Genomic DNA, 24,677 nt, shown 5'->3' on the forward strand with positions numbered 1-24,677 from the left:
GGGCATGCCCGGCCTGCAAAAAAAGAGGGGCGCTGCGGCCTCGTCGGGCTGTGGCAAGAGAAGGGACAACCATGATTCTCAACGGACCGGGGATTAGCTACACCGAGCCCGACATCGGTTCGGAGTTCGTGCCGCCGCTGCCGGAGCATCCGCGCGAGGCCATCGTCAAGCTGTGCGAGCACTGCACCAACCGTCTGCTGCATCGCGACGAGCTGTTGGGCTACGAGTACTGGTCGTTTGCCGAGGCCGCGACCGACGAGCAGGCCGAAGTGCTCTGCAAGATGAAGATGCGCCGTCCCTATACGCTGCCCGAGATGGCCAAGCTCACCGGCATGCCCGAGGCCGATATCGAGAAGATGCTCGACGACATGAGCTACACGGGTCTGCTCGAGTACAACTGGGAAAACCCCGAGCGCGCCAAGCAGTGGGTGCTGCCCATGCTGGTGCCGGGCTCTGCCGAGTTCCTCAACATGCGCGTGAGCCAGCTCGAGGAGCACCCGGTCTATGCCAAGTTCTTTGAGCAGGCGTCCAAGGGGCCGCTGTCCAAGGCTACGCCGATGGTGCCGCCCGGTGGCGCCGGCATCGGCATGCACGTCATTCCGGTCGAGAAGGCCATCGACGCCGCGAGCACCTCGGTGCCGATCGAGCATATCGAGCACTGGCTCGACAAATACGATGGCAAATATGCCGCCAGCACCTGCAGCTGCCGCGCGAGCCGTCGCGTGATGGGTGAGGGCTGCGCCGACGACTCCGCCGACTGGTGCATTGCCGTGGGCGATATGGCCGACTATGTGGTTGAGACCGACCGCGGCCATTACGTGACGCGCGAGGAGGTCTACGACATTTTGCGCCAGGCCGAGGACAACGGCTTTGTGCACCAGATCACCAACATCGACGGCGAGAACAAGATCTTTGCCATCTGCAACTGCAACGTCAACGTGTGCTATGCCCTGCGCACCTCGCAGCTATTCAACACGCCCAACCTGTCGCGCTCGGCCTATGTCGCCAAGGTCGAGAAGGACAAGTGCGTTGCCTGCGGTCGCTGCGTTGAGGTGTGTCCGGCCGGCGCCGCCAAGCTGGGCCAGAAGCTCTGCAGCAAAAAGGCGGGCGGACGGGTCCCCGAGTATCCGCGCCAGGAGCTGCCCGATGCCACCAAGTGGGACCACACCAAGTGGTCGCCCAACTACCGCAACGACAACCGCATCGAGACGCATGAGTCCGGCACCGCTCCCTGCAAGACGGCCTGCCCCGCGCATGTCGCCGTTCAGGGCTATTTGAAGCTCGCGGCTCAGGGTCGCTATGACGAGGCCCTAGCACTCATTAAGCGCGAGAACCCGCTGCCCGCTATCTGCGGCCGTGTGTGCAACCGCCGCTGTGAGGATGCCTGCACTCGCGGCCGTGTGGACGCCGCCGTGGCTATCGACGAGGTCAAGAAGTTCATCGCCCAGCGCGATCTGGATGCCGCGACCCGCTATGTCCCACCTGTGGTGACCCCGACGCGTGCCGGCGGCTTCGACCAGAAGATCGCCATTATCGGTGCCGGCCCGGCCGGTCTGTCCTGCGCTTTCTACCTGGCCGAGAAGGGCTATAAGCCCGTCGTATTCGAGAAGAACGAGCGCCCGGGCGGCATGCTCACCTACGGTATTCCCAGCTTTAAGCTGGAGAAGGACGTTATCGAGGCCGAGGTCGAGATCATTCGCCTGATGGGCGCCGAGTTCCGCTATGGCGTGGAGGTCGGTCGCGATGTGACGCTCGACGAGCTGCGCGAGCAGGGCTTTAAGGCCTTCTACGTGGCTATTGGCTGCCAGGGCGGCCGCCTTGCCGGCATTCCGGGCGAGGATGCCGAGGACGTGACCGTGGCCGTCGACTTTTTGCGCGAGGTCAACAGTGGCAAGATCGACGCGCTGTCCGGCCGCACCATCGTGGTGGGCGGCGGCAACGTGGCTATCGATGTCGCGCGCAACGCCTGCCGTTTGGGTTCCGAGCACGTTGAGATGTTCTGCCTGGAGAGCGAGGCCCAGATGCCCGCCAGCGAGGAGGAGCGTCGCGAGGCCGTTGAGGACGGCGCTCACATCAGCTGCGGCTGGGGTCCCAAGGAGGTTCACCTGGACGAGGCCGGTCGTGTGTGCGGTATCACCTTCAAGCGCTGCACGCGTGTCTTTGACGACGAGGGCCGTTTTGCGCCCGAGTACGACGAGAACGATCTGCGCCGTGTCGATGCCGATCGTGTGGTCATGTCGATTGGCCAGTCCATTGTGTGGGGCGACCTGCTGGCTGGCTCCAAGGTGGAGCTTGGCCGCGGCCAGGGTGCCCTTGCCGACCCCCAGACCTATCAGACCGCTGAGCCCGACATCTTTGTGGGCGGCGATGTCTATACTGGCCCCAGCTTCGCCATCGATGCCATCGCCGCCGGCCACGAGGCCGCCGTGTCCATCCATCGCTTTGTGCAGCCGGGCTCCACGCTCACCATCGGCCGCAACCAGCGCCGCTACACCGCGCTCGACCGCGACGATGTCGTGATCGAGAGCTATGACAACGCGAGCCGCGAGGTGGCGCATGTTAACCGCGACCGCGAGAAGGCTGCGCCCTTTAGCGAGTACGTCGAGACCTTTACCGAAGACCAGGTGCGCGCCGAGACCGCCCGTTGCCTGGGTTGCGGTGCCTCGATCGTCGACCCCAACAAGTGCATCGGCTGCGGCCTGTGCACCACCAAGTGCGCGTTCGACGCCATCCATCTGGATCGCGACCGCCCCGAGTGCTCCACGATGGTCAAATACGAGCAAAAGCTCCCAAGCCTCGGCAAGTACGCGCTCAAGCGTGCCATTAAGATCAAATTTGGTCGTAAATAGGTAACCATGACGGGTAAGGGGACGGCGCAGACTAGATTTCGCCGTCCCCTTGCTTTGAGTTTGCATCGAATCAACCTCTGCAGAAAGGGTTTCGCCTTGCATGAATTGGGAATCGTTTATCACATCATTCGCGATGTTGAGAACGTGGCGCGCGCCAATGGCGTGCGTCGCGTTTCGAGCGTGACGTTGCTGCTGGGCGAGGTCTCGGGCGTCGTTCCCGACTTGCTGCTCGACGCCTGGCGCTGGGCGGCGGATAAAAAGCCTATCACGCAGGGCGCGGAGCTTATCGTGGAGCCTGTCGAGGCCGTGACGCATTGCGAGTCGTGCGGCCGCGACTACGTGACGGTCGAGCACGGCAAGACCTGCCCCCATTGCGGCAGCGGCGAAACATATCTGCTGCAGGGCCAGGAGGTCATGATCAAACAGATTGAGACCCCCGACGAGGATCCGGCAGACGCTGCTCCCGACGGCCTCTCCGACGCCCCCGATGCCGTCGACGCCGCCAACCCCCTCCATATCGCCTAACTTGGTCGTTGGGGACGTTCTTAAACGACTAGTCAAACAAGAACGTCCCCAACGACTAGTCGTTTAAGAACGTCCCCAATGACTACTTGCGCTAGAGCATAAGTCACGATAATAGTCAAGTCATGTCTGTTTAAACAAAATAGCGGCAGTACAAGCGCATTCGCGCTTGCCAAAATCGATATTAATGAACAGCCTGTTTGTATCTGTAAAATGCATGGCTTGATGTGCGACGCCTTGGCGTGTAATGAGTCAAAAAGCGGTAACGTAATCAATTTGTAACAAACATAGACGTTTAAACAAATAAACCAACCTTTTGCGAATTTAGCTATAATTCCACAAACCAAACAGGTATACTTCCTTAATGTCGTGTAGGAAATACGTAGACAAAAAGGAGGTTATGTGATGGTAAGTATTGTTCTTGCTAGCCACGGGGACTTGGCTGCTGGAATCAAGCAGACGGGCTCGATGGTCTTTGGCGATCAGCCGTCTGTAGCCGTGGTCTCGCTCGAGCCGAGCATGGGCCCCGACGACTTCCGTGCCAAGGTCGAGGAAGCAATCGCTTCCTTCGAGGACCAGGAGCAGGTGCTCTTCCTCGTTGATCTGTGGGGCGGCACGCCGTTCAACCAGATCAGCGGGCTCATCGAGGGCCACGATTCCTGGGCTATCGTCACCGGTGTCAACCTGCCTATGCTCATCGAGGCATATTCGCAGCGCTTTGACGCAAAGAACACTGCACATGCGATCGCAAAACATCTTGTGACTGAGGCTAAGGCTGGCGTGCGCGTCAAGCCCGAGTCTCTGGAGCCCGAGGAGAAGAAGCCGGCTACGGCCGCCGCTGCTCCTGCAGGCGCCATCCCTCCGGGAACGGTCATCGGCGACGGGCACATCAAGATCGCCCACGTCCGTATCGACACCCGTCTGCTCCATGGCCAGGTGGCCACCACGTGGACCAAGCAGATCAACCCCAACCGCATCATCGTGGTTTCCGACGGCGTTGCTCACGACGAGCTCCGCAAGACCATGATCGAGCAGGCTGCCCCTCCGGGAGTCCATGCCAACGTCGTTCCCATCAAGAAGATGGCCGAGGTCGTCAAGGACACGCGCTTTGGTGACACCAAGGCCATGCTGCTCTTCGAGAACCCGCAGGATCTGCTCAAGGCCATCGAGGCCGGCGTCGACATCAAAGAAGTCAACATCGGTTCCATGGCTCACTCCAAGGGCAAGGTTGTCGTCACCAACGCCGTCGCTATGGGCGATGACGACGTTAAGACTCTCGAGGCCCTCAAGGCCAAGGGCGTCAAGTTCGAGGTCCGCAAGGTTCCTTCGGATTCCTCCGAGGATCTCGACGCCATGTTGAAGAAAGCTAAGGCCGAACTGGCCGCTCAAGCATAGTAAAGGAGGGTCCGATACATGTCTGCAATCACTATTCTGCTTGTTGCGATTGTCGCGTTGCTTGCCGGTATGGAAGGCATTCTGGATGAGTTCCAGTTCCATCAGCCGCTCGTGGCATGCACGCTTATCGGTCTCGTAACCGGTCACCTTCAGGAGGGCATCCTCCTGGGCGGTTCGCTCCAGATGATGGCCCTTGGCTGGGCTAACGTCGGCGCCGCCGTCGCGCCTGACGCCGCTCTGGCCTCGGTCGCCTCTTCGATCATCATGGTGCTCGCCCTCAACGGCGGCGCTACCGATCCGTCGAAGGCCGTTACCGCCGCCATCGCCGTCGCCGTCCCGCTGTCGGTCGCTGGTCTGTTCCTGACCATGATCTGCCGTACCCTGGCTACCGCTATCGCTCACGCCATGGACGGCTGCGCCGAGAAGGGCGACTTCGCCGGCATCGAGCGCTGGCAGTACATTGCCATCCTTATGCAGGGCCTTCGTATCGCCATTCCGGCAGTACTTCTGTGCATCATCCCGGCCGAGGCAGTTACCAACGCGCTTAACGCTATGCCCGACTGGCTGTCCGGCGGCATGGCTGTCGGCGGCGGCATGGTCGCTTCCGTCGGTTACGCCATGGTCATCAACATGATGGCCACCAAGGAGACCTGGCCGTTCTTCATCCTCGGCTTTGTCCTTGCTGCCATCCCTCAGCTCACGCTGATCGCCCTTGGCCTCATCGGCATCTCCCTTGCCCTCATCTACCTTGGCCTTAAGGATCTGGCCAAGCAGGGTGGCGGCATGGGCGGTGGCTCCGGCGACCCGCTCGGCGATATTCTGAACGATTACGAGTAGGAGGGGAGTGATACATATGGCAGAGAACAAGATTCAGCTCACCAAGGCTGACCGCAAGAAGGTTTGCTTCCGTCATCAGTTCCTTCAGGGCTCGTGGAACTACGAGCGTATGCAGAACGGCGGCTGGTGCTTCGCAATGATCCCTGCGATCAAGAAGCTCTACACCAGCAAGGATGACCAGATTGCCGCTCTTAAGCGCCACCTGGAGTTCTATAACACCCACCCCTATGTTTCCGCCCCCGTCATTGGCGTTACCCTCGCCCTCGAGGAGGAGCGCGCCAACGGTGCTCCGATCGACGACGTCGCCATCCAGGGCGTCAAGGTCGGTATGATGGGCCCGCTCGCCGGCGTCGGCGACCCTGCCTTCTGGTTCACCCTTCGCCCGATTCTGGGCGCTCTGGGCGCTTCCATGGCCCTGTCCGGCAGCATCGCCGGTCCGCTGCTGTTCTTCTTCGCGTGGAACATCATCCGTTACGCCTTCCTGTGGTACACGCAGGAGTTTGGCTACAAGGTCGGCTCCTCCATCGCCAAGGACCTCTCCGGCGGTCTGATGGGCAAGGTCACCGAGGGTGCTTCCATCCTGGGTATGTTCATCATCGGCGCCCTGGTCGAGCGCTGGGTGTCCATCTCCTTCACCCCGGTCGTCTCCAAGGTCACGCAGTCTGCTGGCGCCTTTATCGACTGGGCTAGCCTGCCCTCCGGCTCCGAGGGCGTCAAGGAAGCGCTGACGATGTACAACTCCATCGGTGCTACCGCCCTTGATCAGGTTAAGGTCACCACGCTTCAGGCTAACCTCGATCAGCTCATCCCCGGCCTTGCCGCTGTGTGCCTGACCCTGCTGGTCTGCAAGCTCCTCAAGAAGAAGGTCAGCCCGATCGTCATCATCCTGGCTCTCTTCGCCGTCGGCATCATCGGTCGCGTCTGCGGCTTCATGTAAGCACGCTTCGGCTTAAGACCGAGAGTTGCTAGGCAAGGGCTTTTGAGCCATTGAAACGGACCGCACCCGGTGGGTACACTGGATGCGGTCCGATTGTTTTTATTGGAGGGCGAGGCGCGTATGGCGCAATCTCAGAACAGCAAGGTCGATCTGGCAACGCCGGCAACCTGCCTGATGGGGCTTACCAGCCACGGTAACGTGATGGTGGGCAATAAGGCGTTTGAGTACTATAACGAGCGCAATCCCGAGGATTATATTCAAATCCCGTGGGACGAGGTCGACTATATTGCCGCCGAGGTCTTGCGCGGCACCAAGAAGATTACGCGTTTTGCCATCTTCACCAAGGACAACGGTCACTTTACGTTTTCGACGCGCGACGACAAAGAGACGCTGCGCGCTGTGCGCAAGTACGTGGACGAGGATAGACTCGTGCGTTCGCCCGACTTTATCGACGTAACGACCAAGGGCGCCAAGAGCATCCCTGCTGCCATCAAAAGCCTCTTTCACAAAGGCGACTAGTCGTCTGCGATAGATGGCGGAAAATGCATCCCGGAATTCGTTCTCATTCCGGGATGCATTTTCCTTTTGAGCGCCAGTTGGGAAAGCTTGTCCCATTTTTTAGCCGAATACCGGGATGGAATTTCCCTTACATGTGGTTAGAGGAAACCTCATCCCATTATTTTGCGTTATTCTGGGTTATAATTTTCCGCTATTGAGAAGGCTCTACGGCGATAATTCGCTGCAGAGCCTTCTTGATGAGTGGCCATGCGCTACATGGCCAAGGGGCAAATCTGCTACACTAGTACAACATGCCTCCGTAGCTCAGGGGATAGAGCACCGCTCTCCTAAAGCGGGTGTCGACGGTTCGAATCCGCCCGGGGGCACCAGGGAATATGACGGCGTCGCGGGAGCGGCGCCGTTTCTGGTTTGCGGGGGCCGCCGGCGGATTCGGGCCGTCGACACCCGCGTCACCAATTGCGTCTAGAGCCCTCCGGTAGAGTGTCCAAGCCCTAAAGCCCAGTTGATGCTACGGGGTTTAGAGGCGGACTGAAGCAAGGGGAAGACATGTCCGCTCGGGGTGATAGACTAACGCTGTGGTAAATACAGGACAGTTTGACCGTTTTTCAACCAAGATAGGCGTCCCATGCAACTAAATGCAGCTGATATAGCGCAAAAGAGAATTGACCTCGGCCTCACCCAAAAGGAGTTCGCCGCCGCCCTTGGTATGGGCTCGTCTGGCGAACGCACCGTTCGGCGCTGGGAGTCTGGGGATACTAGTCCAACGGCGGCTGAATGCGCCTTTATCGCATCGCTCGATGCGGGGGCTCCATTTGACCAAGGGGAGCGCAGCGACGCGCCTTTTACCTTCTGCGATCTCTTCGCGGGCATCGGCGGTATACGAATGCCGTTCCAGGAGCTTGGCGGTAGGTGCGTCTTCTCTTGCGAGTGGGATAAGTTCGCCCAGAAAACCTACCGGATGAACTATGGAGAGACCCCGGCGGGCGACATCCGTCAGGTCGCATCAAACGATATACCGGACTTCGATGTCCTGCTCGCAGGCTTTCCTTGTCAGCCATTCTCCCTTGCAGGCGTTTCGAAGAAGCAATCTTTGGGGAGACCCACCGGCTTTGAGGATAAAACGCAGGGAACCCTCTTTTTCGAGGTCGCTCGCATCATACGCGACAAGCGCCCGAAGGCCTTCTTGCTTGAGAACGTTAAGAACCTTACGAGTCACGACGGCGGGAAGACCTTCAAGGTCATACGACAGACGCTTGAGGAGGACCTTGGATACCATATTTTCTGGAAAGTGCTTGATTCAAAAAACTGGACGTGCCAGCACAGGGAGCGCATCTACATCGTGGGGTTCAGGGAGGAAGTTCCCTTCTCGTGGGATGACCTTGAGGTGCCGGGACCGGGACATACGCTAGGGGAAATCCTCGAAGAGCAACCAAACGAACGCTACACCATTTCGGATAAGCTATGGGCCTATCTGCGCGCCTATCGCGAAAAGCATGAGGCGGCGGGTCACGGCTTTGGATACTCGATGGTCGGCCCAGAGGACACGACAAGGACGCTTTCCGCCCGGTACCACAAGGATGGCAGCGAGATTCTGGTCGGGCAGGAAGGAAAAAACCCTCGTAAACTCACTCCCCGCGAATGCGCGCGCCTGCAAGGATTTCCCGATGAGTTCATCATCCCGGTGTCGGATACTCAGGCATACAGGCAGTTCGGCAACTCCGTGACCGTGCCGGTCGTGCGCTCGGTCGCGAAGTTGATGATGGAGGTGTTCTAGGATGGACTATGGAGTACTTGGCGCGTATTTTGACGGTGCTGTCGCGAAAACCCTCGCGGGCGTTGACATCATGGGGGCCAATAAAAGCCACCAGCACGAATTCAACGGCGTGGGGCCTTTGCGCGCGCTTTTCGGAGACGATGACATAAAGGGGATGCGAACTACCTTCGCATATCTCGATGATGGTGCAGACCCTATATTCGACCATGGTTATACCACTTGGTACGACGCCCGCAGGAAGCATCCAACTAGAACTGAGTATAGGCTCTACTACAACGATAATGCTGCCATGGGCATGGCCCGTCCGGGCGACCTCATGGTTTTGGCCCTACACGAAGCCAAGGAGGTCGTAATCCTATTTGCCCGAGCGGGGAGTACGGCGGAATCTCAAGTTCGCTGGCTCTTCGCGCTCGACGGGGTTGGCGAGAAGGGTTTTACGCCCTCTGCTCGGGAGGATACGCGCATCACGTCGATCGCCGCAAGGATTTTGGAGTCCATCGGCATCGAAGTTAGCATGCCGATCGCAGCGGAGAACTTCCTCGACGGTATGATCGAGAAATTCGGCGAGTCCTTCCCCAAAGGGGCAGACTTCTCAGCCTACTCAGCTTCCACCCTTGGAAAGCTCGATTGGACGGGCGACCCGGATGGCTGCTTGGTCGCTTGTTACGAACGCGAAGAGATGCTGTTCCGCGTCTTCGAGCGGCATCTCTTGGAGCGCGACCTCGCGCCATACCTTGGCTCGGCGCTTGATGTTGATGGCGTGCTGCGCACCACTATGTCGGCCTTCCAGCGCCGCAAGTCCCGTGCGGGGACGGCGTTCGAGAATCAACTCTCGATGCTATTCGATGCTAGGGGCATACGCTACTCGGCGCAGAAATACACCGAGGGCAAATCAAAGCCGGATTTCATCTTTCCCTCTATTGACGATTACCACGACCCCAAGTTCCCTGTCGCTCGACTGACGATGCTCGGTGCCAAGACAACCATCAAGGAGCGTTGGCGTCAGGTGCTTGATGAGGCTGACAGAATCGAGGACAAGCATCTTGTAACACTTGAGCCCGCCGTAAGTGAGGATTACACACGAGCTATGGCTAAGGACAGGCTCAGCCTCGTTGTGCCCTCATCGCTGTTCGAAACCTACACGCCCGCGCAAAGGGAATGGCTCATGAGCGTCAACGACTTCTGCAGGCTGGTAGAAGCCCGACAGCACGAGTAGAACCACGAGACGTTTTTTAGAAATGAGGCCGGAGACCAGTTGAGTCTCCGGTCTTCTTTTTTCACTCGCAACAGATTCGTCGATCACGAGGTGGGATTTGTATTTGGACTGCGCAAACTCTTGGGCAAGGGTGCTTTTTCCAACGCGGCGGGCCCCCTCGAGCATGATGGCTCGGGATCCATTGCTCGCTTTCCAATCGAGGAGTTTATTGTAGGCCGTACGTCTGAATACTGACATGATTGCCCAATCTAGCTGCTGTATACACGAAATGGGAAGTGTGGTTACCTGATTCAATACACGAAATGGGAAGTATATACAGGCCCTTTTCTACACGAAATGGGAAGTGCGGGTACCGCTGGAGCTTGTTGGGATAGATGGAGCGCATGTGTTGCGTCGCTCAGGTATGCTCATATGTGCCTAGAGTTTCACATGCCGAGAAAGGTTGATGGCTGCCATATCCACATACCAAAACACGGAGCGCTCAGCGCCGTCGACACCCGCGTCACCAATTTCCCCGCGGGGGGGAGTTATCGAATCCGCCCGGGGGACCAGGGAATATGACGGCGTCGCGTGAGCGGCGCCGTTTTTGGTTAGTGGGGGCCGACGGCAGATTCGGGCCGTCGACGCTCGCGTCACCAATCGCGTCATTCGAATCGGCGCTGGGAATTCAGTGCTTTTCCTCATGCAAGTATCTTCCATCTTGCGTCGCCGTCAGCCGTGAGCGGTCGATTTTTACCGATAAACCGCAAATTAATTCAGAAAAAATCAGGTAATTTCAAGAATGGTCAAACTTGATTAACAGCAAAACCACAAGGTAGATGGCTTTATACGGTGAAAAACTCTGACACAATGAGAAAAAGAGTGAAAAATACTGATTGAAAATGAACTTATGTGGCAGTAATCTACATGTCACAGGGTAAGCCCCGGCGCGCAGGCGGCGGCCCTTATCGAATTACGGATATAGATCAGGTGCTCGAACGGGCAGAAACGATCAAGGACGAAGGTAAAGGACGTAGAAGCATGAAGCTTGCAACTCGTATCAACTCCTATTTTCGCGATGGCGACAAGAATCTTGATCGCGTGTTCGCGGAGTTCCAGAGCGTGGGCCTCACGCACGTCGACCTCAACTACCCCGAGCACTGCACAGGTGTCACGGCTGAGGACATGGCCGCCAAGCTCGCAGCTCACGACCTGCAGCTGAACGGCTGCGCGCTGCGCTTCCGCAACGCCTTCCTCAACGGTGACCTGGGCAATGCCGATGATGCCCTTGCCGCGGAAGCCCTTGAGCTCTGCTACGAGGCGTGCGACTACTGCCGCACTGCCGGTGGCAACACGGTGACCATCTGGCTCGGCCACGACGGCTTTGACTACAGCTTCCAGATCGCCTACGCTCGCGTCTTCGACCAGCTCGTAGCCGCATTCCAGAAGGTTTGCGACTACGCGCCCGACCTCAAGATCTCGATTGAGTACAAACCCTACGAGGAGCGCGCGTACGCGTTCATCGACTCCATGGGTATGACCGGCATGATTCTCAACGCTGCAGACCGCCCGAACCTGGGTGTCACGCTGGATTACTGCCACATGCTCATGAAGCACGAGAACCCTGCCATGGCCGCCGACCTGTTCGGCCGCGAGGGCAAGCTCTACGGCATTCACCTAAACGACGGCAACGGTCGCTTCGACGATGGCCTTATGATTGGTACGTCCACGCCGGTGAAGACCCTCGAGTTCCTCTACTACGTGAAGAAGCACGGTTACGACAGCGCAATCTACTTCGACACGTTCCCGGTCATCGAGCCCGCTGCCGGCGAGGCTGCACAGAACGACCAGATGATCCATCTGCTCAACGACGCCATCGAGACCGTAGGCATGGAGAAGATCCAATCCGTTATCGATGCAAACGACGCGATTAAGGCAGCCGAGCTTGTCCGCGAGCTCTTCTGCGCAATGGGGAGGTAACCAATGAAACGCGACTGGAACGCGATGGCTCAGGGGATTCTGGACGCCGTCGGTGGTCCCGAGAACATCTCGGGCATGACGCACTGCGCGACGCGCCTGCGCCTCAATCTCAAAGACGACGCGGCTTGCGACGACGCTGCGGTCAAGGAAGTCGAAGGCGTTGTGAACACGCTGAACAAGGCCGGTCAGTACCAGGTTCTCATCGGCACTGAGGTCCCGAAGCTGTACGAGAAGTTTGAGCCGCTGGTCAAGGGTTCGGGCGTGGAAATCTCCGCTGCTACCAAGGACGAGGGCGAGAGCATCGTCAGCCAGATCTTCTCCGCGATTTCCGGCATCTTTGCCCCGCTGTTGCCCGCCATGGCCGGCTCTGGTATCCTGCGCGGCTTTGTCATCCTTGCCGCCCAGCTCGGCATCATCGCCGAGGGCACGGGTACCTACACTATCCTGTACACCCTGGCCATGAGCGTGTTCTACTTCCTGCCCGTGCTGCTCGGCTTCTCCGCCGGCAAGCGCTTCGGCGCGAGCCCGTACCTGTCGGCGCTGCTCGGCGCGTGCCTGCTCTACCCGGACTTCATCGCCCTCATGGGCGACGCGGGCAACGGCGCCATGACGGACTTCTTCGGCATCCCCGTGGTTCTCATGAACTACAACTCCACGGTTATCCCTGCCATCTTGTCTGTCTGGGTCTACTCGTACCTGTACAAGTGGCTCGATGAGCACGTTTCCGAGATGCTCAAGCTCGTCGTGCTGCCCGCCATCTCCCTGATCGTTATGGTTCCGCTCACCATGCTCGTCATCGGTCCCCTGGGCGTCTACGCTGGTGAGGCCATCGCCTTCGTGGTCAACTGGCTGATCGAGCGCAGCTCCGTGTTCGCCGGCGTGCTGGTTGGCGGCGGCTGGTCCGTGCTGGTGTCCATGGGCATCCACTGGGCCGTGAACCCCATCATGATCAACAACATCGCTCAGAACGGCTTCGACTACATCTGCCCCTTCACCTTCGCCTGCAACTTCGCCGTTATCGGCTGCGCCTTCGGCGTGTTCCTCAAGGCCCGCGACCAGAAGCTCAAGAGCTTCGCGATGACCGGTGTCGTATCGATCGCCCTGTCCGCCATCATCGAGCCCACGCTGTTCGGTATGCTCGTGAAGAACAAGAAGGTCTGGCTTGCGCAGATCATCGGCGGTGCCGTCGGCGGCGCGTTCCTCGGTATCATGAAGGTCGTCACCACTGCGTTCACCTTCGGTTCCGTCACTACGTTCCCGGCTTTCGTGAGTTCCGACCCCATGAACTTCGCTTGGGCTATGGTCGGCATGCTCATTTCCGCCGTCGTGGCCGGTGTTCTTGCCTTCGCCTTCACCGGCAAGGAGGATCAGCTCGCCTAAGAGCCCCGGATGCGCCGCCTCTCCTAGGGTCGTTCTCTTCGCTTGAAGAGCGTCGCGCTTACGCGAGGTGTGTCAACCTCGTTCAAATTGTGAACGAGAGGGTAGGTCAATCGATTAAGCGGTCGTCATCGCAACAGGTGGCGGCCGCTATTCTGCTTGTGCGTTACACTTTTCGAAAAGAAATGAACGAGCGTGAAGCAGAGTGGTTTGGAGAGGTTCCCAATATGATTCCGTATGAGCGCCAGGAGCGAATTGTAGAGTGCCTGCAGAAGTCGGGCCTCGCGAGGATTTCCGAGCTGCAGGAGGAGCTGCCGGGCGTCTCTATTTCGACGCTACGTCGCGACCTCAAGGAGCTGGAGGCGCTTGGCAAGGTTGAGCATCTTTCGGGCGGCGCGGTGAGGCTCCTCTCGGCTGTCCACGAGGTGAGTATCTCGACGCGTTCGGGCCTACACGGGAGTGAGAAGGAACAGATTGCCCAAGTCGCCTTGCGTTTTGTTGAGGACGGGGACACGCTCTACTTGGACTCGGGTTCCACCTGCACGGCGCTGCTGCGTCTGCTGCTCGACCGCGACGTGACAATTTACACGACGGATGCCTCGGCGTGCCTGATTAAGAGCGAGACGCGCGCCCAGCTCATCGTGGTGGGTGGCGAGTTCAACTATGTGAACTCCTCGTTCTGCGGTTCTATGACCGAATCGATCCTGCGCGATCTGTACTTCGATAAGGCGTTTATCGGGACCAACGCGATTGACGAGGACCGCGGCGTCATGACGCCCTCCTACGTTGAGGCGGCGAAGAAGCGCATCGTGCGCGAGAATTCGAATAAGGCGTACGTGCTGTGCGACAGCTCGAAGTTCCATCAGTTCTCGAATGTTCGCGCGTTTGGGTTCGATGGTGTGTCGATTATCGCGGAGTCCTATGACGAGAAGATCGCCCAGTGCGCGCGCCTGATCACGCCTGGAGCGTAGGGGGTCCGGGCTCAGGTCTGCGGATTGCGGCCCCTGGCTGCTGCTGTCCGCGTAGCGGGATTTCTTCCTAGGGAATACGACAGCGTTTCGTGGTGCGGGCTCCTGCATGATACCAGCTAGATAGGCAAATATGGCAACGTTGTGAATCTGGAAAAGCCTGCAGGTTAACAACGTGGTTAAACGATTAATCAGCCAGACTGTAGATAAAGGTTAAACGATTAATTACCACCGAGTAGATAATCACCGAGCGGATAAGGAGTTCACTATGCTGCTCTGCCCCAGTCTCATGTGCGCCGACTACGGCAATCTGCGTGCGACCGTCGAGGATCTCGACGCCGCCGGCATCGACATCTTCCATTGCGACGTGATGGACGGCAGTTTCGTTCCCAATTTCGCCATGGGTCTCGAAGACATCAAGGCCGTGCGAGCTGCCACCAACAAGCTCGTCGACGTGCACCTTATGGTCGAGAATCCTGCCAGCAAGGTTGAACTTTTCGCCTCCGCCGGCGCGGACATCATCTATATCCATCCGGAGTCCGAGCGTTACGTGGTCAAGACACTCGCCGCGATTAAGTCCCTCGGCAAGAGCGCCGGTATCGCCGTGAACCCCGACACCTCTATCTCCGAGATCGAGGAGATGTTGAACCTCTGCGATTACGTGATGGTCATGACGGTGAATCCGGGTTTTGCCGGTCAGAGCTTTATCGAGTTCACGAACGACAAGGTGCGTCGCCTTGCCGCGCTGAAGGAGCGCTTTGGCTTCAAGCTCATGATCGACGGCGCCTGCTCGCCCGAGCGCGTGCGCGACCTGTCCGCCATTGGCGCGGACGGATTTATCCTGGGCACCAGTGCGCTGTTTGGCAAGGACGCTGGTTACGAGGAGTGTCTGCGCCGTTTGCGCGCCGGCGAGGTGTATTAGAAGCGGAACGGCGAATTAGGACGGATTGAGCGCGCGGCATGCGCGAATGGTTCTTATGGAAAGGGGTCTCTTTTGAAGATCGGTATTGGAAACGACCACGTCGCAGTCGAGTACAAGGAAGCCATCACGGCGTATATCCAGGAGAAGTACGGCTACGAAGTCGTGAACTTCGGTACGGACAGCACCGAGCGCTTTGACTATCCCATCGCGGGTGAGGCCGTGGCGGACGCTGTCATGTCCGGCGAGGTTGATCACGGTATCGTTATCTGCGGTACGGGTGTGGGCATCTCGCTTGCCGCCAACAAGGTGCGCGGTATCCGTTGCTGCACCTGCTCTGAGCCGTATTCCGCTCGCCTGTCGCGCGAGCACAACAACACCAACATGCTCGCATTTGGTGCTCGTGTGGTAGGCATCGAGCTGGCCAAAATGATTGTCGACGCCTGGCTCACCGGCGAGTTCGAGGGCGGCCGTCACCAGCGACGCATCGATATGATTCGCCAGATCGAGGCTCGTCAGCTCGTACGTGCGGAGGAAGCACGCGGCTGGTAGCGGAAAAGCCCGTCACCCGTGTGGTGGCGGGCTTTTTGCATGTCGCGCGTGGGATAGAGCACATGCGAGAGAAAAACGCGGCTATTCGCTGCCCGCTGTCTAGCTGCTCGCGCGTTGCACGAGCTTAACGGGGACAAGCGTCTCCATCTCGGGCTCTTCGCCGCGCAGCAGGGCGAGCAGGGCCTGACATCCCTCGTGCGCGAGGCGCTCGGGGAAGCGGCGGATGGTGCTGATTTGCGGCGTCGGAAGCTGCGCGTAAACGGAATCGTCGAAGCCGATGAGACGGACGTCTTCGGGTACGCGCTTGCCGGCGGCAACGAGCGCACGCAGCGCGCCCACGGCTGCGTGGTCGCTATGGGCGAAGACGCCGTCGACGGGGTAGCCCGTGGAGAGGAAGTCGGTCACGAGCTCTTCCGACTCGATGATGCTCGGCTGCTTACCCGAGACAAACAGCTGGTAGTCGCGGCGTAGCGGCATTCCGTGCGCGGCGAGCGCCCGCTCGTAGCCCATCTGGCGCTCGTTGCCGGGGTAGTTGGCGGTAAAACTCGAGATGCTCAGGATGTCCTTGCAGCCGCGCTCGATGAGGTGCTCGGTCGCCATGTAGCCACCGCCGATGTTGTCGGAGCCCACGTGTGGGAAACCGAGGTCGTTTTCGGGCGCACGGTCGATGCAGACCACGGGGATTCCGTGGGGGACGAACTCGCCGTCGAGCCTGCGCAGGCCGGAGATACAGATGATACCGTCGGCCTGCTTGCTTGCCAGCGTGCGGAAGTAGTCACGCTCGCGGGCGGGGTCATTGGCGCTGTTGCAAACAAAGACCGAGTAGTCCTCGGTTGCCAGCTCGCGCTCCACATGCAGGGCGATCTTGGAAAAGAAGTCGTTGGAGATGTCCGGCACGATCATACCGATGGTCCGGGACTGGGCCATACGGAGGCTCTTCGCCGCCATGTTCGTGACGTAGCCGTATTCCTTTAGGGCGGCTTCCACGCGTTTGCGGGTGTCTTCGGAAAAACGGCCGCTGCCGTTGATGACGTGGGAGACCGTGGCGACGGATACGCCGGCCGCGACGGCAATCTGGCGCATGGATGGGCGCTTGCCTGGTGTGGGCATGGGGCCTCCTGCTGCTTTCGGGTGGTTAACAGATTAACCGAGATTGTAGCGCATGCGCGATGCCGTAATGGGTCGCTTCGAAGTCGTTTTGTCGCGCTCGGTCTGCACCTTGGATAAGAAGGAGTTCGTCGAGCACTCCGATCCGGAGCACACGCGCGCCAACATCCCGCTGTTCCAGCAGGGCATCATGATACAGCAGCTCAACTCCGAGAAGCTCGTGGTCGAGATCATGGTGAAGTTCTGCGGCTAGTAATTACTGCATTACATATTCTGTTGTCACCTGGGAGGCTTGTTTTTGCGGGCCTCTTTGTGTTGCTATGGAGCCCTGGCCTGTCGATAAACAAAGCGCCCGCTTGCCGGGGAGCAAGCGGGCGCTTCTGAGCGAATATGTTTGCGGCCATAGCCGCTGCAGGTGATGGGTTGTCGACTAGTTAGTCGTCGTGCCGGAATCGTCACCCGAGGTGGAGCCAGAAAGTGCGACCGTCAGCGTGATCGTGCTGTCGGTGGACTGCTTGCCGGTGGGGGAGACACCCGTAACGGTGGCGTTTTCGTTGCCGCTCACGGGGTTGCCGTTCTGATCGCAGAATGCGATGTTGTAGAAACCGGCGTTGTTGAGCGCGGTGACGGCGGCGGAGATGCTCTTGCCGTACAGGTTGCCCGGGACGCTGGCCTTGCCGGACTTCTTGGCGATGACGACGGTGATCGTGGCGCCGGGCTTCTGCTTGCCGCTGGGGTTCCAGCTAATTACGGTGCCCTCGGTAACCGAGTCGTTTTCCTGGTAGCTCACGTCGACGCCAAAGCCAGCCATGTCGAGAGCGTTGCGCGCCTGGGCCTCGGTCATGTCGGTCAGATCGGGCACAGAGGTGGTGTCCGGGCCGCCAGAGACCTTGTACGAGATGGTCGTGCCCTTCTCGACCTCTTTGCCGGCAGCAGTGCTCTGCTCAAAGACCTGGCCCTCTTCGGCCTCATTGGCTTCCTCCGAAGCGCTGCCCTTCAGGCCCACGCTTGCCAGTGCGGCCTCGGCCTGGTCCTTGGTCAGGCCGACGAGCTGCGGAACCTCAACCTTCTCGGAGGGCTTGGGGCCCTTGGAGATTACCAGGTTCACCCTTGTGCCCTTGGCCTTCTTGGTGTTGCCGTTGGGGGTCTGCTCGGCGACCTTTCCCTCGTCGACATCGTCGTTGTAGCTCTGGTCGACGGTGCCAACCTCAAGGCCTGCTTCCTTGATCAGCTCAATAGCGGTTTCCTGGTCCTTGCCCAGCACGTCGGGCACCGTGACCTGTTCGCCACTGAACATGCCCGTGGCAAAGGCCACTACAACGCCAATTACGGCGACGGCGGCAATCACGGCGGCGATGATCTTGTTCTTGTTGGACTTAGGCTTCTCGACCTCGTAGGAGCCCGTGGAGCCCGAGACAGCGCTACGGGCGGTATTCTGACCGCTCACGCCCGAGACGGGACGAACCATAGCGCGCGTTGAGTCGGAAAGCTCACGGGTCTTGGTGGCACCCAGGTCGCCGGCGGCACCAATGATGCGCGTGGGCTCCGAGACGTTGACGGCACGGCCGGACAGGTAGCTGTTGAGCACCTGGCGCAGCTCGTCGGCCGTCTGGAAGCGGTTTGCCGGGTCCTTCTCCATGCACTTGAGGATGATGCGTTCCAGGTCGGCATCGACGCCGGAGTTGATCTGGCTCGGCGGGATGGGGAGCTCGTTGACCTGCTTGAGCGCGACCGAGATGGCGTCGTCGCCGTCAAAGGGTACGCGGCCGGTGGCGCACTCGTACATGACGACACCAAGCGAGTAGATATCCGAGGTGGGGCCGAGGTCCTGGCCGCGGGTCTGCTCGGGGCTTACATAGTGGGCGGTGCCCAGCACGTTATTATCCTGCGTGAGATGGCTGTTCTTGGCGCGTGCGATGCCAAAATCCATTACCTTGATGTTGCCGTCGGGCAGCACCATGATGTTTTGCGGCTTAATGTCGCGGTGGATGATCTCGTGCTTGTGTGCGACCGAAAGCGCGGAGCTGATCTGCGAGCCGATCTGCGCGACCTTCTTGGGATCGAGGGCGCCGTGGCTCTTGATGCCGCTCTTAAGGTCGGTACCGCGCAGGTACTCCATGACGATGTAATAGGTGTCGCCGTCCTTGCCCCAGTCGTAGACGCCCACGATATAGGGGGAGGACAGGCCGGCAGCTGCCTGGGCCTCCTGCTTAAAGCGGGCGGCGAAGGTGGCGTCGCCGGCATACTGCGGCAGCATGATCTTGACGGCAACCGTGCGGTCGAGAACCTGGTCCTGTGCACGGTAGACGGTCGCCATGCCGCCTGTTCCTACCTTATCCTTGAGGAGGTATCTTCCCCCGAGGACCCTCTGTTCCATTCCTGCTCCTAACATAACTATTCGCTCAACGATGTGTGTAGTACCTATGATGTGGCCGCTGGGGCCGTGTGACGCGTTGCCGCTAGCTCATCGGCCGTGGCGTGCCCCAAGTATCCGCCTTGATCACGGGCATCACGCTCCCTGTGCGGCGAGCGCCGCGGTCAGGACGATGCCGGCAATCTTGGCCGCCTTGACGTCGTGTTTGTCGTAATCCTCCAGGGCCACCGAGATGGCAACCGTGGGTGAATCGTAAGGTGCAAAGCCAACAAACATAGAGTTGACGTTGGTGCCGCCGATCTCGGCCGAACCGGTCTTGCCGGCAACCTTGACGCCCGGAATCTGGGCATCGGTGCCGGTGCCGGACTGGAAGACGGCGAGCATGGCCTGCTTGACCTGGTCGGCCGTGGTAGAGCTGACAGCCTGGCCCAGCGAGCGGGACTGCGTGGTCTTAACCACGGTCCCGTCCGGGGCGAGTATCTGGGACACAAAGAACGGGTCCATGACCACGCCGCTGTTGGCGATAGCGGCAGCGATCACGCAATTCTGCATGACGGTGGTCTGCGGGCCAGGTGTGTGGTCCATGCCGACGGGCTGGCCGGCGCCTGCCCAAGCGGTCTCCCACTCGGTCATAAGCGACGGGTCGGCCATGATGGAAGCCGCGGTGGTCAGATCCTGACCGAGCTTTTGACCGTAGCCAAAGGCGTTGGCAAACTGGACGAGCGAGTTGGCGCCGACCTCGTTGGCCACCTGGCCAAAGACGACGTTGGACGACACGGCGAAGGCCTGCTGCAGGCTGATGGTGCCGTAACTCTCGTTGGCATAGTTGGTGACCGGCGCGTTGCCAATATCCATGGAGCCGGGCGCCTGGTACGTGCTGGTAAGGCTGGCAGTGCCGGTTTCGAGCGCCGCGGAGAGTGTGACGACCTTAAAGGTCGAGCCCGGGGTGTACAGCGCGTCCATGGCGCGGTCGTACATGGAGCCGTCCTCGCCACCGCCCGACTGCATCAGGGCGTCGATGTTGGTGTTGTCGTAGGTGGGCGAGCTCGCACACGCAAGGACCGCACCGGTGCGCGGATCCATGACCACCACAGCGCCCTTAAAGCCCTTGAGCGCCTGCTCGGCAGCCGTCTGGATGCGCGAGTCGATGGTGAGCTTGGCGGTATTGCCCGGCTGGGTCTGCCCCGCGAGCGACGCGATGGCGTTGTTCCAGCTGGAGTAATCCTTGGAGCCGGTGAGCGTATCGTTCATGACGCTCTCGATGCCTGCGGTGCCGTATTGCTGGCTCACGTAGCCCACCACATGCGCGGCCATGTTGCCGTTGGGGTAGGAGCGGGCGTAGGTGCCGTCCTCCTGTTGCAGCGACTCGGCTAGTGTCACGCCGTCGGACGTGATGATGGAGCCACGCTGGATGTACTTGGAGCGGGCGATGGTGTGGTTGTTGGTCGGCATGTCCTGATAGTCCTTCGCCTTGATGACCTGGACATAGGTGAGGTTGCCGATAAGGATGGCGAACAGCGCCGTGAAGGCAAGCACGGCACGAGTTAGACGGTTGGCAAGCGCCACGCGGCCGAGCACGCCGGACTCAGGCGTGTCGAGCAGGCGACGACGCATGCGAGAACCCGCGGAGTGGTTGCCGTGGCTGTAGGAAGGTGCGTTGGCAAAACGCGTACCGGTCGGGGCAGCGGCGGATGCGACCTGGTCATCGGTGATGGCGGCCATGGTGCCGGTGCCGGTGAGCTCGGCTTCGCGTCCGGTTGCCTCGTCGCCGGCGCGCAGCAGCAGCGCGACGATGATAAAGCTCGCCAGCAGCGAGGAGCCGCCCTGGCTCATAAAGGGCAGGGTGACGCCGGTCAGTGGGATCAGGCGGGTTACGCCGCCAACGATTAAGAATGCCTGGAAGCTGATGGCCGCCGTAAGGCCGGTCGCGCTAAAGGCGGCAAGGTCGGACTTGGCGCGGGCTGCCGTGGTGAGGCCACGCACGGCAAAAAGCATAAACAGGATGAGCACGGCGCCGCCGCCCAAAAGGCCCATTTCCTCGCCGATGGCCGAGAAGATAAAGTCGGACTCGACGACGGGGATGTTGTTTGCCATGCCATTGCCGATGCCGACGCCAACCAGGCCGCCGTCAGCCAGCGAGTAAAGTGACTGTACGATCTGGTAGCCCTGACCCTGGGCGTCCTTAAACGGATCGACCCAGACCTGAAAGCGCACCTGCACGTGCGACAGGAACTTGTAGGCACCCACGGCTCCAACGGCCAGCAGCGCAAGGCCGATGATGACGTACGAAAAGCGTCCCGTGGCAACATAGAGCATCAGCAAAAAGATGGTGTAGAACAGGACGGCCGAGCCCAGGTCGCGTTCGAAGACGACGATGAGCAGGCACACGCCCCACACGGCAAACAGCGGCAGCAGCAGGCGGAAGCGCGGAATCTTGAGGCCCAGGATCTTGCGGTTGGAGATGGAGAGCAGCTCGCGGTTCTCGGCCAGATAGCCTGCCAGGAACAAGACGATGAAGACCTTGGCGAACTCGCCGGGCTGGATGGTGAAACCCGCGATGCGAATCCACAGCTTGGAGCCCGAGATCGTGGTGCCGATAAAGATCGGCAGCATCAGCAGGATGATGCCGATAATGCCAAAGGTGTACTTGTAGCGCATGACCACGTCGAGGTTCTTGACCAGTGCGAGCGTTCCCACCATGAGCGCCACCGAGACAAACAAGATGATGAGCTGCGAGATGGCGAGGTCGGGGGCCAGGCGCGTCACGAATGTGATGCCGATGCCCGAGAGCACAAAGACGATGGGCAGGATGGCGGGGTCGGCGCCGGGCGCCAGGATGCGCACGGCGATATGCGCCGCGGCGAAGGCGGCGAACAGGCCGATCGGCACGGCGAGCGTCTCAAAGGAAATCGTGGCACCCGCGGTGAGCACGTACATCGCATAGAGCAGGATGACGGGGAACGCCGAGGCGATGAGCAAGAGCAGTTCGGTGTTGCGGCGACTCATAAGCGGCACTCCCTTTCTAATTCTTATCGGAGGCCTCGGCCTCGGCTGACTGTTCGGCGGTTTTCTCGGAATCTGACTCGGAGGCGGATTCCTGATCGGTGTTGTCGCGAATCGTTTGCGCGTCAATCACCTGACGGGTCTGCTCTTCGTCAATCTGATGGCGATACTTGGAAATGGTGTCCTGCGCATCGTCGACACTCGTTTGCGGAATGCCTGCCTTCAGGCGGTTTTGCGTGTCTTCGGGCAGGTCGGACAGCTTGATGCTGGTTTCGCTCTCGAGCCAGTGGAGCTCGACCCCGAGCGTCTTGCCGGGCAGGCCGCGCCAGACGGCGACATTGCCGTGGTAGGTTCCCAAGTAATAGGAGCCGGTGACGCCCGTGTATGCCCAGATGCCTGCTACCAGAACAAAGACAAGGGCCAAGACGGTGGCGATGGTGACATTGCGGCGTCGGACGCGTTTTGCCTCGCGCATGACGCCGTCGTCGACCAGGTCGACGACCACCACGGTCACATTGTCGTGGCCGCCGGCGGCGAGCGCCGCGTCCACCAAGTTGTCGACACAGATCTGTGCGCTCGAGGACTGCGTAGCAATGTTCTCGATATCGCTATCGGGAATCATGCTTGAAAGACCGTCGGAGCACAGAATCAGGCGGTCGCCTTCCTCGATGTGCAGGGTAAAGTGGTCGGCATACATGGCGGGATCCGAGCCCAGCGCGCGGGTGATGACCGAACGGTTGGGGTGGACGCGAGCCTCGTCTGCCGTGATTTCGCCGGCGTCCACGAGCTCCTCCACGTAGGAGTGGTCGCGGGTCACGCGGATGAGCGTGCCCTCGTGGAGCAGGTAGGCGCGAGAGTCACCCACGTGGGCGATGGCGAGCGTGTCGTTTTCGATATAGGCGCAAGTGGCTGTGCAGCCCATGCCGGGCTTGCCCAGGCCATTCAAGGCAGCCTCGATTACGGCGGCGTTGGCGGCCTCGACGGCTGCCGCCAGGCGTGCGGCGTCGGCAGACTGAGGAGCTGTCTTGGCAATGGTCTCGACAGCGATAGAGGAGGCTACCTCGCCGGCGGCGTGACCGCCCATGCCGTCGCATACGCAAAAGAGCGGCGACTGCACCAGGTAGGAATCCTCATTGTGCGGGCGCACACAGCCAACGTCGGAGCGGGCGCCCCACATGAGTTGCGTGGTGGTGCCGGCATCATAGGTCGAGTCGGTCTCGATGCGCTCCTCGGTTAGGGGTTCAAAGCTCATGGTCGAGCCGGGGTCTTTGAGCTTGGCCTCAACGGCGGCAACGTCGATCTCGGCTGTGTCACCGGGAGAGACGGTGTCGGTCTCGGCGTTTGATTCGGAATCGCCGGTGTCCGGGGAGTCGGGCTCCTCGGAAACGCGGGCGGTCGACTCGTCATCTTGCGGGCTGACGTCTATAGGATCGGGCGTCGCAAAGTGCGACGGCGCGGGCGTGTTTTGCGACTGGGCGGCGGGCTCGGCCACGGCATCGGACTCGCTTGCGGGCGCAGGCTGCGGGGTCTTGGGTGCAGGGCCGTCCTCGGGGGATGTCCCCGCCTCGGGCGCCGGCGTAGACGCGGGCGCAACCTCGGATGCCGGGGCTATGGGAAACGCCGGCGCGGCGGGCTCGGGTGCCGCAAACACCGCAGCGCTCTCGTTGATTGCCGCGGCGACGGGCTCTGCAAAGTGAGCCGGCGCCGGGGTTGCTTCGGGCGCTGTGGGCTGTTCCGCAGCATGTGCGCCGATGGGCGCCGCTACGGCATCCTCTTCGTCTTCGTTATCGGCGAGATCCGAAATATCATGCGTTACATGCGAAAGAGGCAGGGAGAACACGGTGTCCTCGGGTTCCACGGGTGCGGAGCCCGCCGGAGCGGCGTGGGCCGGCGCAGCTGCGGCGGCAGCCGGTGCCTCGGTCATAGTTGCGGACTTGTTCTCCTCGTCGATCATCGACGGTTCACCTTCATGACCACGTCGCCAATCTGGACTTCGTCGCCCTCACGCAGCGTCGCGGGCTCCACGAGCTGGCGGCCGTTGACGAGCGTGCCGTTAAGCGAGTTGAGGTCCTCGATGATGAGCGCCGGGCCCTGTAGCGAAAAGCGCGCATGCGAGGCCGAGACGAACGGTTCGTTGATGCAGATGTCCGAAGATGGCGAGCGACCGACGATGACGGGGCCGAGCATGTCTACGTGGATGCCGCGGATACCGCGCGGACCCTTGTCCACATCGATCGTCCAGATAGCCGAGTCGCGGCGCTGCCCGCGCACAAGTCCCACGCCGGTCTTCATGACGGCGAACAGGAAGATATAGAGCAGGGCGACCAGGACGATGCGGCCTGCAAAAAGGACGATATCGATGTTCATAA

Annotated in this window: 20 protein-coding genes and 1 tRNA gene; 15 read left to right on the forward strand and 6 right to left on the reverse strand. The window is 60.3% G+C overall.

What is annotated here, in order from left to right; all coding sequences use genetic code 11:
- Nucleotides 1–71: 71 nt before the first annotated feature.
- The 9 genes from ACESUZ_RS05790 (at nucleotide 72) to ACESUZ_RS05830 (ending at nucleotide 10,049) form a co-directional block, all read left to right on the forward strand.
- Nucleotides 72–2,849 carry an FAD-dependent oxidoreductase gene (locus tag ACESUZ_RS05790; RefSeq protein WP_373198986.1) on the forward strand — a complete coding sequence of 926 codons (2,778 nt, stop codon included), beginning with the start codon at nucleotides 72–74 and terminating at the stop codon, nucleotides 2,847–2,849.
- A gap of 96 nt (nucleotides 2,850–2,945) precedes the next feature.
- Nucleotides 2,946–3,374, forward strand: a complete 429-nt coding sequence (locus ACESUZ_RS05795; RefSeq protein WP_373198987.1) for a hydrogenase maturation nickel metallochaperone HypA/HybF — start codon at nucleotides 2,946–2,948, stop codon at nucleotides 3,372–3,374.
- A 402-nt stretch (nucleotides 3,375–3,776) separates the two neighbouring features.
- Nucleotides 3,777–4,766, forward strand: a complete 990-nt coding sequence (locus tag ACESUZ_RS05800; protein ID WP_154518426.1) for a PTS sugar transporter subunit IIB — start codon at nucleotides 3,777–3,779, stop codon at nucleotides 4,764–4,766.
- 18 nt (nucleotides 4,767–4,784) lie between these two features.
- Nucleotides 4,785–5,603: a PTS mannose/fructose/sorbose transporter subunit IIC gene (locus ACESUZ_RS05805; RefSeq protein WP_271739911.1), complete on the forward strand. Its 819-nt coding sequence runs from the start codon at nucleotides 4,785–4,787 to the stop codon at nucleotides 5,601–5,603.
- A gap of 16 nt (nucleotides 5,604–5,619) precedes the next feature.
- Complete coding sequence (locus tag ACESUZ_RS05810) at nucleotides 5,620–6,540, forward strand: PTS system mannose/fructose/sorbose family transporter subunit IID (RefSeq protein ID WP_271739910.1); 921 nt, start codon at nucleotides 5,620–5,622, stop codon at nucleotides 6,538–6,540.
- Nucleotides 6,541–6,660: 120 nt separating this feature from the next.
- Nucleotides 6,661–7,059, forward strand: coding sequence for a DUF956 family protein (locus ACESUZ_RS05815; protein WP_373198988.1), 399 nt, complete (start codon nucleotides 6,661–6,663; stop codon nucleotides 7,057–7,059).
- A 292-nt stretch (nucleotides 7,060–7,351) separates the two neighbouring features.
- Nucleotides 7,352–7,427, forward strand: a tRNA-Arg gene (locus ACESUZ_RS05820).
- Nucleotides 7,428–7,684: 257 nt separating this feature from the next.
- Complete coding sequence (dcm, locus tag ACESUZ_RS05825) at nucleotides 7,685–8,833, forward strand: DNA (cytosine-5-)-methyltransferase (RefSeq protein ID WP_117763364.1); 1,149 nt, start codon at nucleotides 7,685–7,687, stop codon at nucleotides 8,831–8,833.
- A 1-nt stretch (nucleotide 8,834) separates the two neighbouring features.
- Nucleotides 8,835–10,049 carry a type II restriction endonuclease gene (locus ACESUZ_RS05830; protein ID WP_195361543.1) on the forward strand — a complete coding sequence of 405 codons (1,215 nt, stop codon included), beginning with the start codon at nucleotides 8,835–8,837 and terminating at the stop codon, nucleotides 10,047–10,049.
- On the opposite strand, the gene ACESUZ_RS05835 is transcribed toward ACESUZ_RS05830, so the two are convergent.
- Nucleotides 9,954–10,286 (reverse strand): AAA family ATPase, encoded by a 333-nt coding sequence (locus ACESUZ_RS05835; protein WP_368146379.1) that lies wholly within the window; start codon nucleotides 10,284–10,286, stop codon nucleotides 9,954–9,956. The two genes, ACESUZ_RS05830 and ACESUZ_RS05835, sit on opposite strands and share 96 nt — an antisense overlap.
- A 783-nt stretch (nucleotides 10,287–11,069) precedes the next feature.
- Here ACESUZ_RS05835 and ACESUZ_RS05840 point away from each other — a divergent pair.
- The 5 genes from ACESUZ_RS05840 to rpiB all read left to right on the forward strand — a co-directional run bounded on the left by ACESUZ_RS05840 (nucleotide 11,070) and on the right by rpiB (nucleotide 15,824).
- The gene (locus ACESUZ_RS05840) at nucleotides 11,070–12,008 is read left to right on the forward strand and encodes a sugar phosphate isomerase/epimerase family protein (RefSeq protein WP_373198990.1); all 939 of its coding nucleotides are present in this window, start codon (nucleotides 11,070–11,072) and stop codon (nucleotides 12,006–12,008) included.
- Nucleotides 12,009–12,011: 3 nt separating this feature from the next.
- Nucleotides 12,012–13,388, forward strand: a complete 1,377-nt coding sequence (locus ACESUZ_RS05845) for a PTS transporter subunit EIIC (protein WP_271748624.1) — start codon at nucleotides 12,012–12,014, stop codon at nucleotides 13,386–13,388.
- A gap of 182 nt (nucleotides 13,389–13,570) precedes the next feature.
- Nucleotides 13,571–14,356 (forward strand): DeoR/GlpR family DNA-binding transcription regulator, encoded by a 786-nt coding sequence (locus tag ACESUZ_RS05850; protein ID WP_229055615.1) that lies wholly within the window; start codon nucleotides 13,571–13,573, stop codon nucleotides 14,354–14,356.
- A gap of 265 nt (nucleotides 14,357–14,621) precedes the next feature.
- Entirely contained in the window at nucleotides 14,622–15,275 is a 654-nt protein-coding gene (locus ACESUZ_RS05855) for a ribulose-phosphate 3-epimerase (protein ID WP_195361539.1), read from the forward strand.
- 72 nt (nucleotides 15,276–15,347) lie between these two features.
- Nucleotides 15,348–15,824, forward strand: a complete 477-nt coding sequence (gene rpiB / locus ACESUZ_RS05860) for a ribose 5-phosphate isomerase B (RefSeq protein WP_373198992.1) — start codon at nucleotides 15,348–15,350, stop codon at nucleotides 15,822–15,824.
- A 99-nt stretch (nucleotides 15,825–15,923) separates the two neighbouring features.
- Here rpiB and ACESUZ_RS05865 read toward each other — a convergent pair whose 3' ends face one another.
- Nucleotides 15,924–16,907 carry a LacI family DNA-binding transcriptional regulator gene (locus ACESUZ_RS05865; RefSeq protein WP_368151691.1) on the reverse strand — a complete coding sequence of 328 codons (984 nt, stop codon included), beginning with the start codon at nucleotides 16,905–16,907 and terminating at the stop codon, nucleotides 15,924–15,926.
- A 94-nt stretch (nucleotides 16,908–17,001) separates the two neighbouring features.
- Here ACESUZ_RS05865 and ACESUZ_RS05870 point away from each other — a divergent pair, with 94 nt between their 5' ends.
- Nucleotides 17,002–17,184 carry a hypothetical protein gene (locus ACESUZ_RS05870; RefSeq protein WP_373198994.1) on the forward strand — a complete coding sequence of 61 codons (183 nt, stop codon included), beginning with the start codon at nucleotides 17,002–17,004 and terminating at the stop codon, nucleotides 17,182–17,184.
- A gap of 177 nt (nucleotides 17,185–17,361) precedes the next feature.
- On the opposite strand, the gene pknB is transcribed toward ACESUZ_RS05870, so the two are convergent.
- The 4 genes from pknB to ACESUZ_RS05890 all read right to left on the reverse strand — a co-directional run bounded on the left by pknB (nucleotide 17,362) and on the right by ACESUZ_RS05890 (nucleotide 24,675).
- On the reverse strand, nucleotides 17,362–19,308 hold the full coding sequence (pknB, locus tag ACESUZ_RS05875; RefSeq protein ID WP_373198996.1) for a Stk1 family PASTA domain-containing Ser/Thr kinase: 1,947 nt from the start codon (nucleotides 19,306–19,308) through the stop codon (nucleotides 17,362–17,364).
- A 132-nt stretch (nucleotides 19,309–19,440) separates the two neighbouring features.
- Nucleotides 19,441–22,311 (reverse strand): FtsW/RodA/SpoVE family cell cycle protein, encoded by a 2,871-nt coding sequence (locus ACESUZ_RS05880; RefSeq protein WP_373198997.1) that lies wholly within the window; start codon nucleotides 22,309–22,311, stop codon nucleotides 19,441–19,443.
- Nucleotides 22,312–22,327: 16 nt separating this feature from the next.
- On the reverse strand, nucleotides 22,328–24,262 hold the full coding sequence (locus ACESUZ_RS05885; RefSeq protein WP_373198999.1) for a Stp1/IreP family PP2C-type Ser/Thr phosphatase: 1,935 nt from the start codon (nucleotides 24,260–24,262) through the stop codon (nucleotides 22,328–22,330).
- Nucleotides 24,259–24,675 carry an FHA domain-containing protein gene (locus tag ACESUZ_RS05890; RefSeq protein ID WP_006235180.1) on the reverse strand — a complete coding sequence of 139 codons (417 nt, stop codon included), beginning with the start codon at nucleotides 24,673–24,675 and terminating at the stop codon, nucleotides 24,259–24,261. The genes ACESUZ_RS05885 and ACESUZ_RS05890 overlap by 4 nt, the downstream gene beginning before the upstream one ends.
- Nucleotides 24,676–24,677: the final 2 nt, after the last annotated feature.

The organism is Collinsella aerofaciens ATCC 25986 (assembly GCF_964239575.1).
Classification (GTDB): domain Bacteria; phylum Actinomycetota; class Coriobacteriia; order Coriobacteriales; family Coriobacteriaceae; genus Collinsella; species Collinsella aerofaciens_BQ.

Coding starts and splice junctions, on each gene's coding strand:
- ACESUZ_RS05800 (WP_154518426.1), top strand. CDS start 3,777: ATGGTAAGTATTGTTCTTGCTAGCCACGGGGACTTGGCTGCTGGAATC.
- ACESUZ_RS05885 (WP_373198999.1), bottom strand. CDS start 24,262: ATGATCGACGAGGAGAACAAGTCCGCAACTATGACCGAGGCACCGGCT.
- ACESUZ_RS05810 (WP_271739910.1), top strand. CDS start 5,620: ATGGCAGAGAACAAGATTCAGCTCACCAAGGCTGACCGCAAGAAGGTT.
- ACESUZ_RS05805 (WP_271739911.1), top strand. CDS start 4,785: ATGTCTGCAATCACTATTCTGCTTGTTGCGATTGTCGCGTTGCTTGCC.
- ACESUZ_RS05865 (WP_368151691.1), bottom strand. CDS start 16,907: ATGCGCCAGATTGCCGTCGCGGCCGGCGTATCCGTCGCCACGGTCTCC.
- ACESUZ_RS05830 (WP_195361543.1), top strand. CDS start 8,835: ATGGACTATGGAGTACTTGGCGCGTATTTTGACGGTGCTGTCGCGAAA.
- ACESUZ_RS05840 (WP_373198990.1), top strand. CDS start 11,070: ATGAAGCTTGCAACTCGTATCAACTCCTATTTTCGCGATGGCGACAAG.
- ACESUZ_RS05835 (WP_368146379.1), bottom strand. CDS start 10,286: ATGTCAGTATTCAGACGTACGGCCTACAATAAACTCCTCGATTGGAAA.
- ACESUZ_RS05850 (WP_229055615.1), top strand. CDS start 13,571: ATGAACGAGCGTGAAGCAGAGTGGTTTGGAGAGGTTCCCAATATGATT.
- ACESUZ_RS05845 (WP_271748624.1), top strand. CDS start 12,012: ATGAAACGCGACTGGAACGCGATGGCTCAGGGGATTCTGGACGCCGTC.
- ACESUZ_RS05880 (WP_373198997.1), bottom strand. CDS start 22,311: ATGAGTCGCCGCAACACCGAACTGCTCTTGCTCATCGCCTCGGCGTTC.
- ACESUZ_RS05855 (WP_195361539.1), top strand. CDS start 14,622: ATGCTGCTCTGCCCCAGTCTCATGTGCGCCGACTACGGCAATCTGCGT.
- pknB (WP_373198996.1), bottom strand. CDS start 19,308: ATGGAACAGAGGGTCCTCGGGGGAAGATACCTCCTCAAGGATAAGGTA.
- ACESUZ_RS05870 (WP_373198994.1), top strand. CDS start 17,002: ATGGGTCGCTTCGAAGTCGTTTTGTCGCGCTCGGTCTGCACCTTGGAT.
- ACESUZ_RS05815 (WP_373198988.1), top strand. CDS start 6,661: ATGGCGCAATCTCAGAACAGCAAGGTCGATCTGGCAACGCCGGCAACC.
- ACESUZ_RS05790 (WP_373198986.1), top strand. CDS start 72: ATGATTCTCAACGGACCGGGGATTAGCTACACCGAGCCCGACATCGGT.
- dcm (WP_117763364.1), top strand. CDS start 7,685: ATGCAACTAAATGCAGCTGATATAGCGCAAAAGAGAATTGACCTCGGC.
- ACESUZ_RS05890 (WP_006235180.1), bottom strand. CDS start 24,675: ATGAACATCGATATCGTCCTTTTTGCAGGCCGCATCGTCCTGGTCGCC.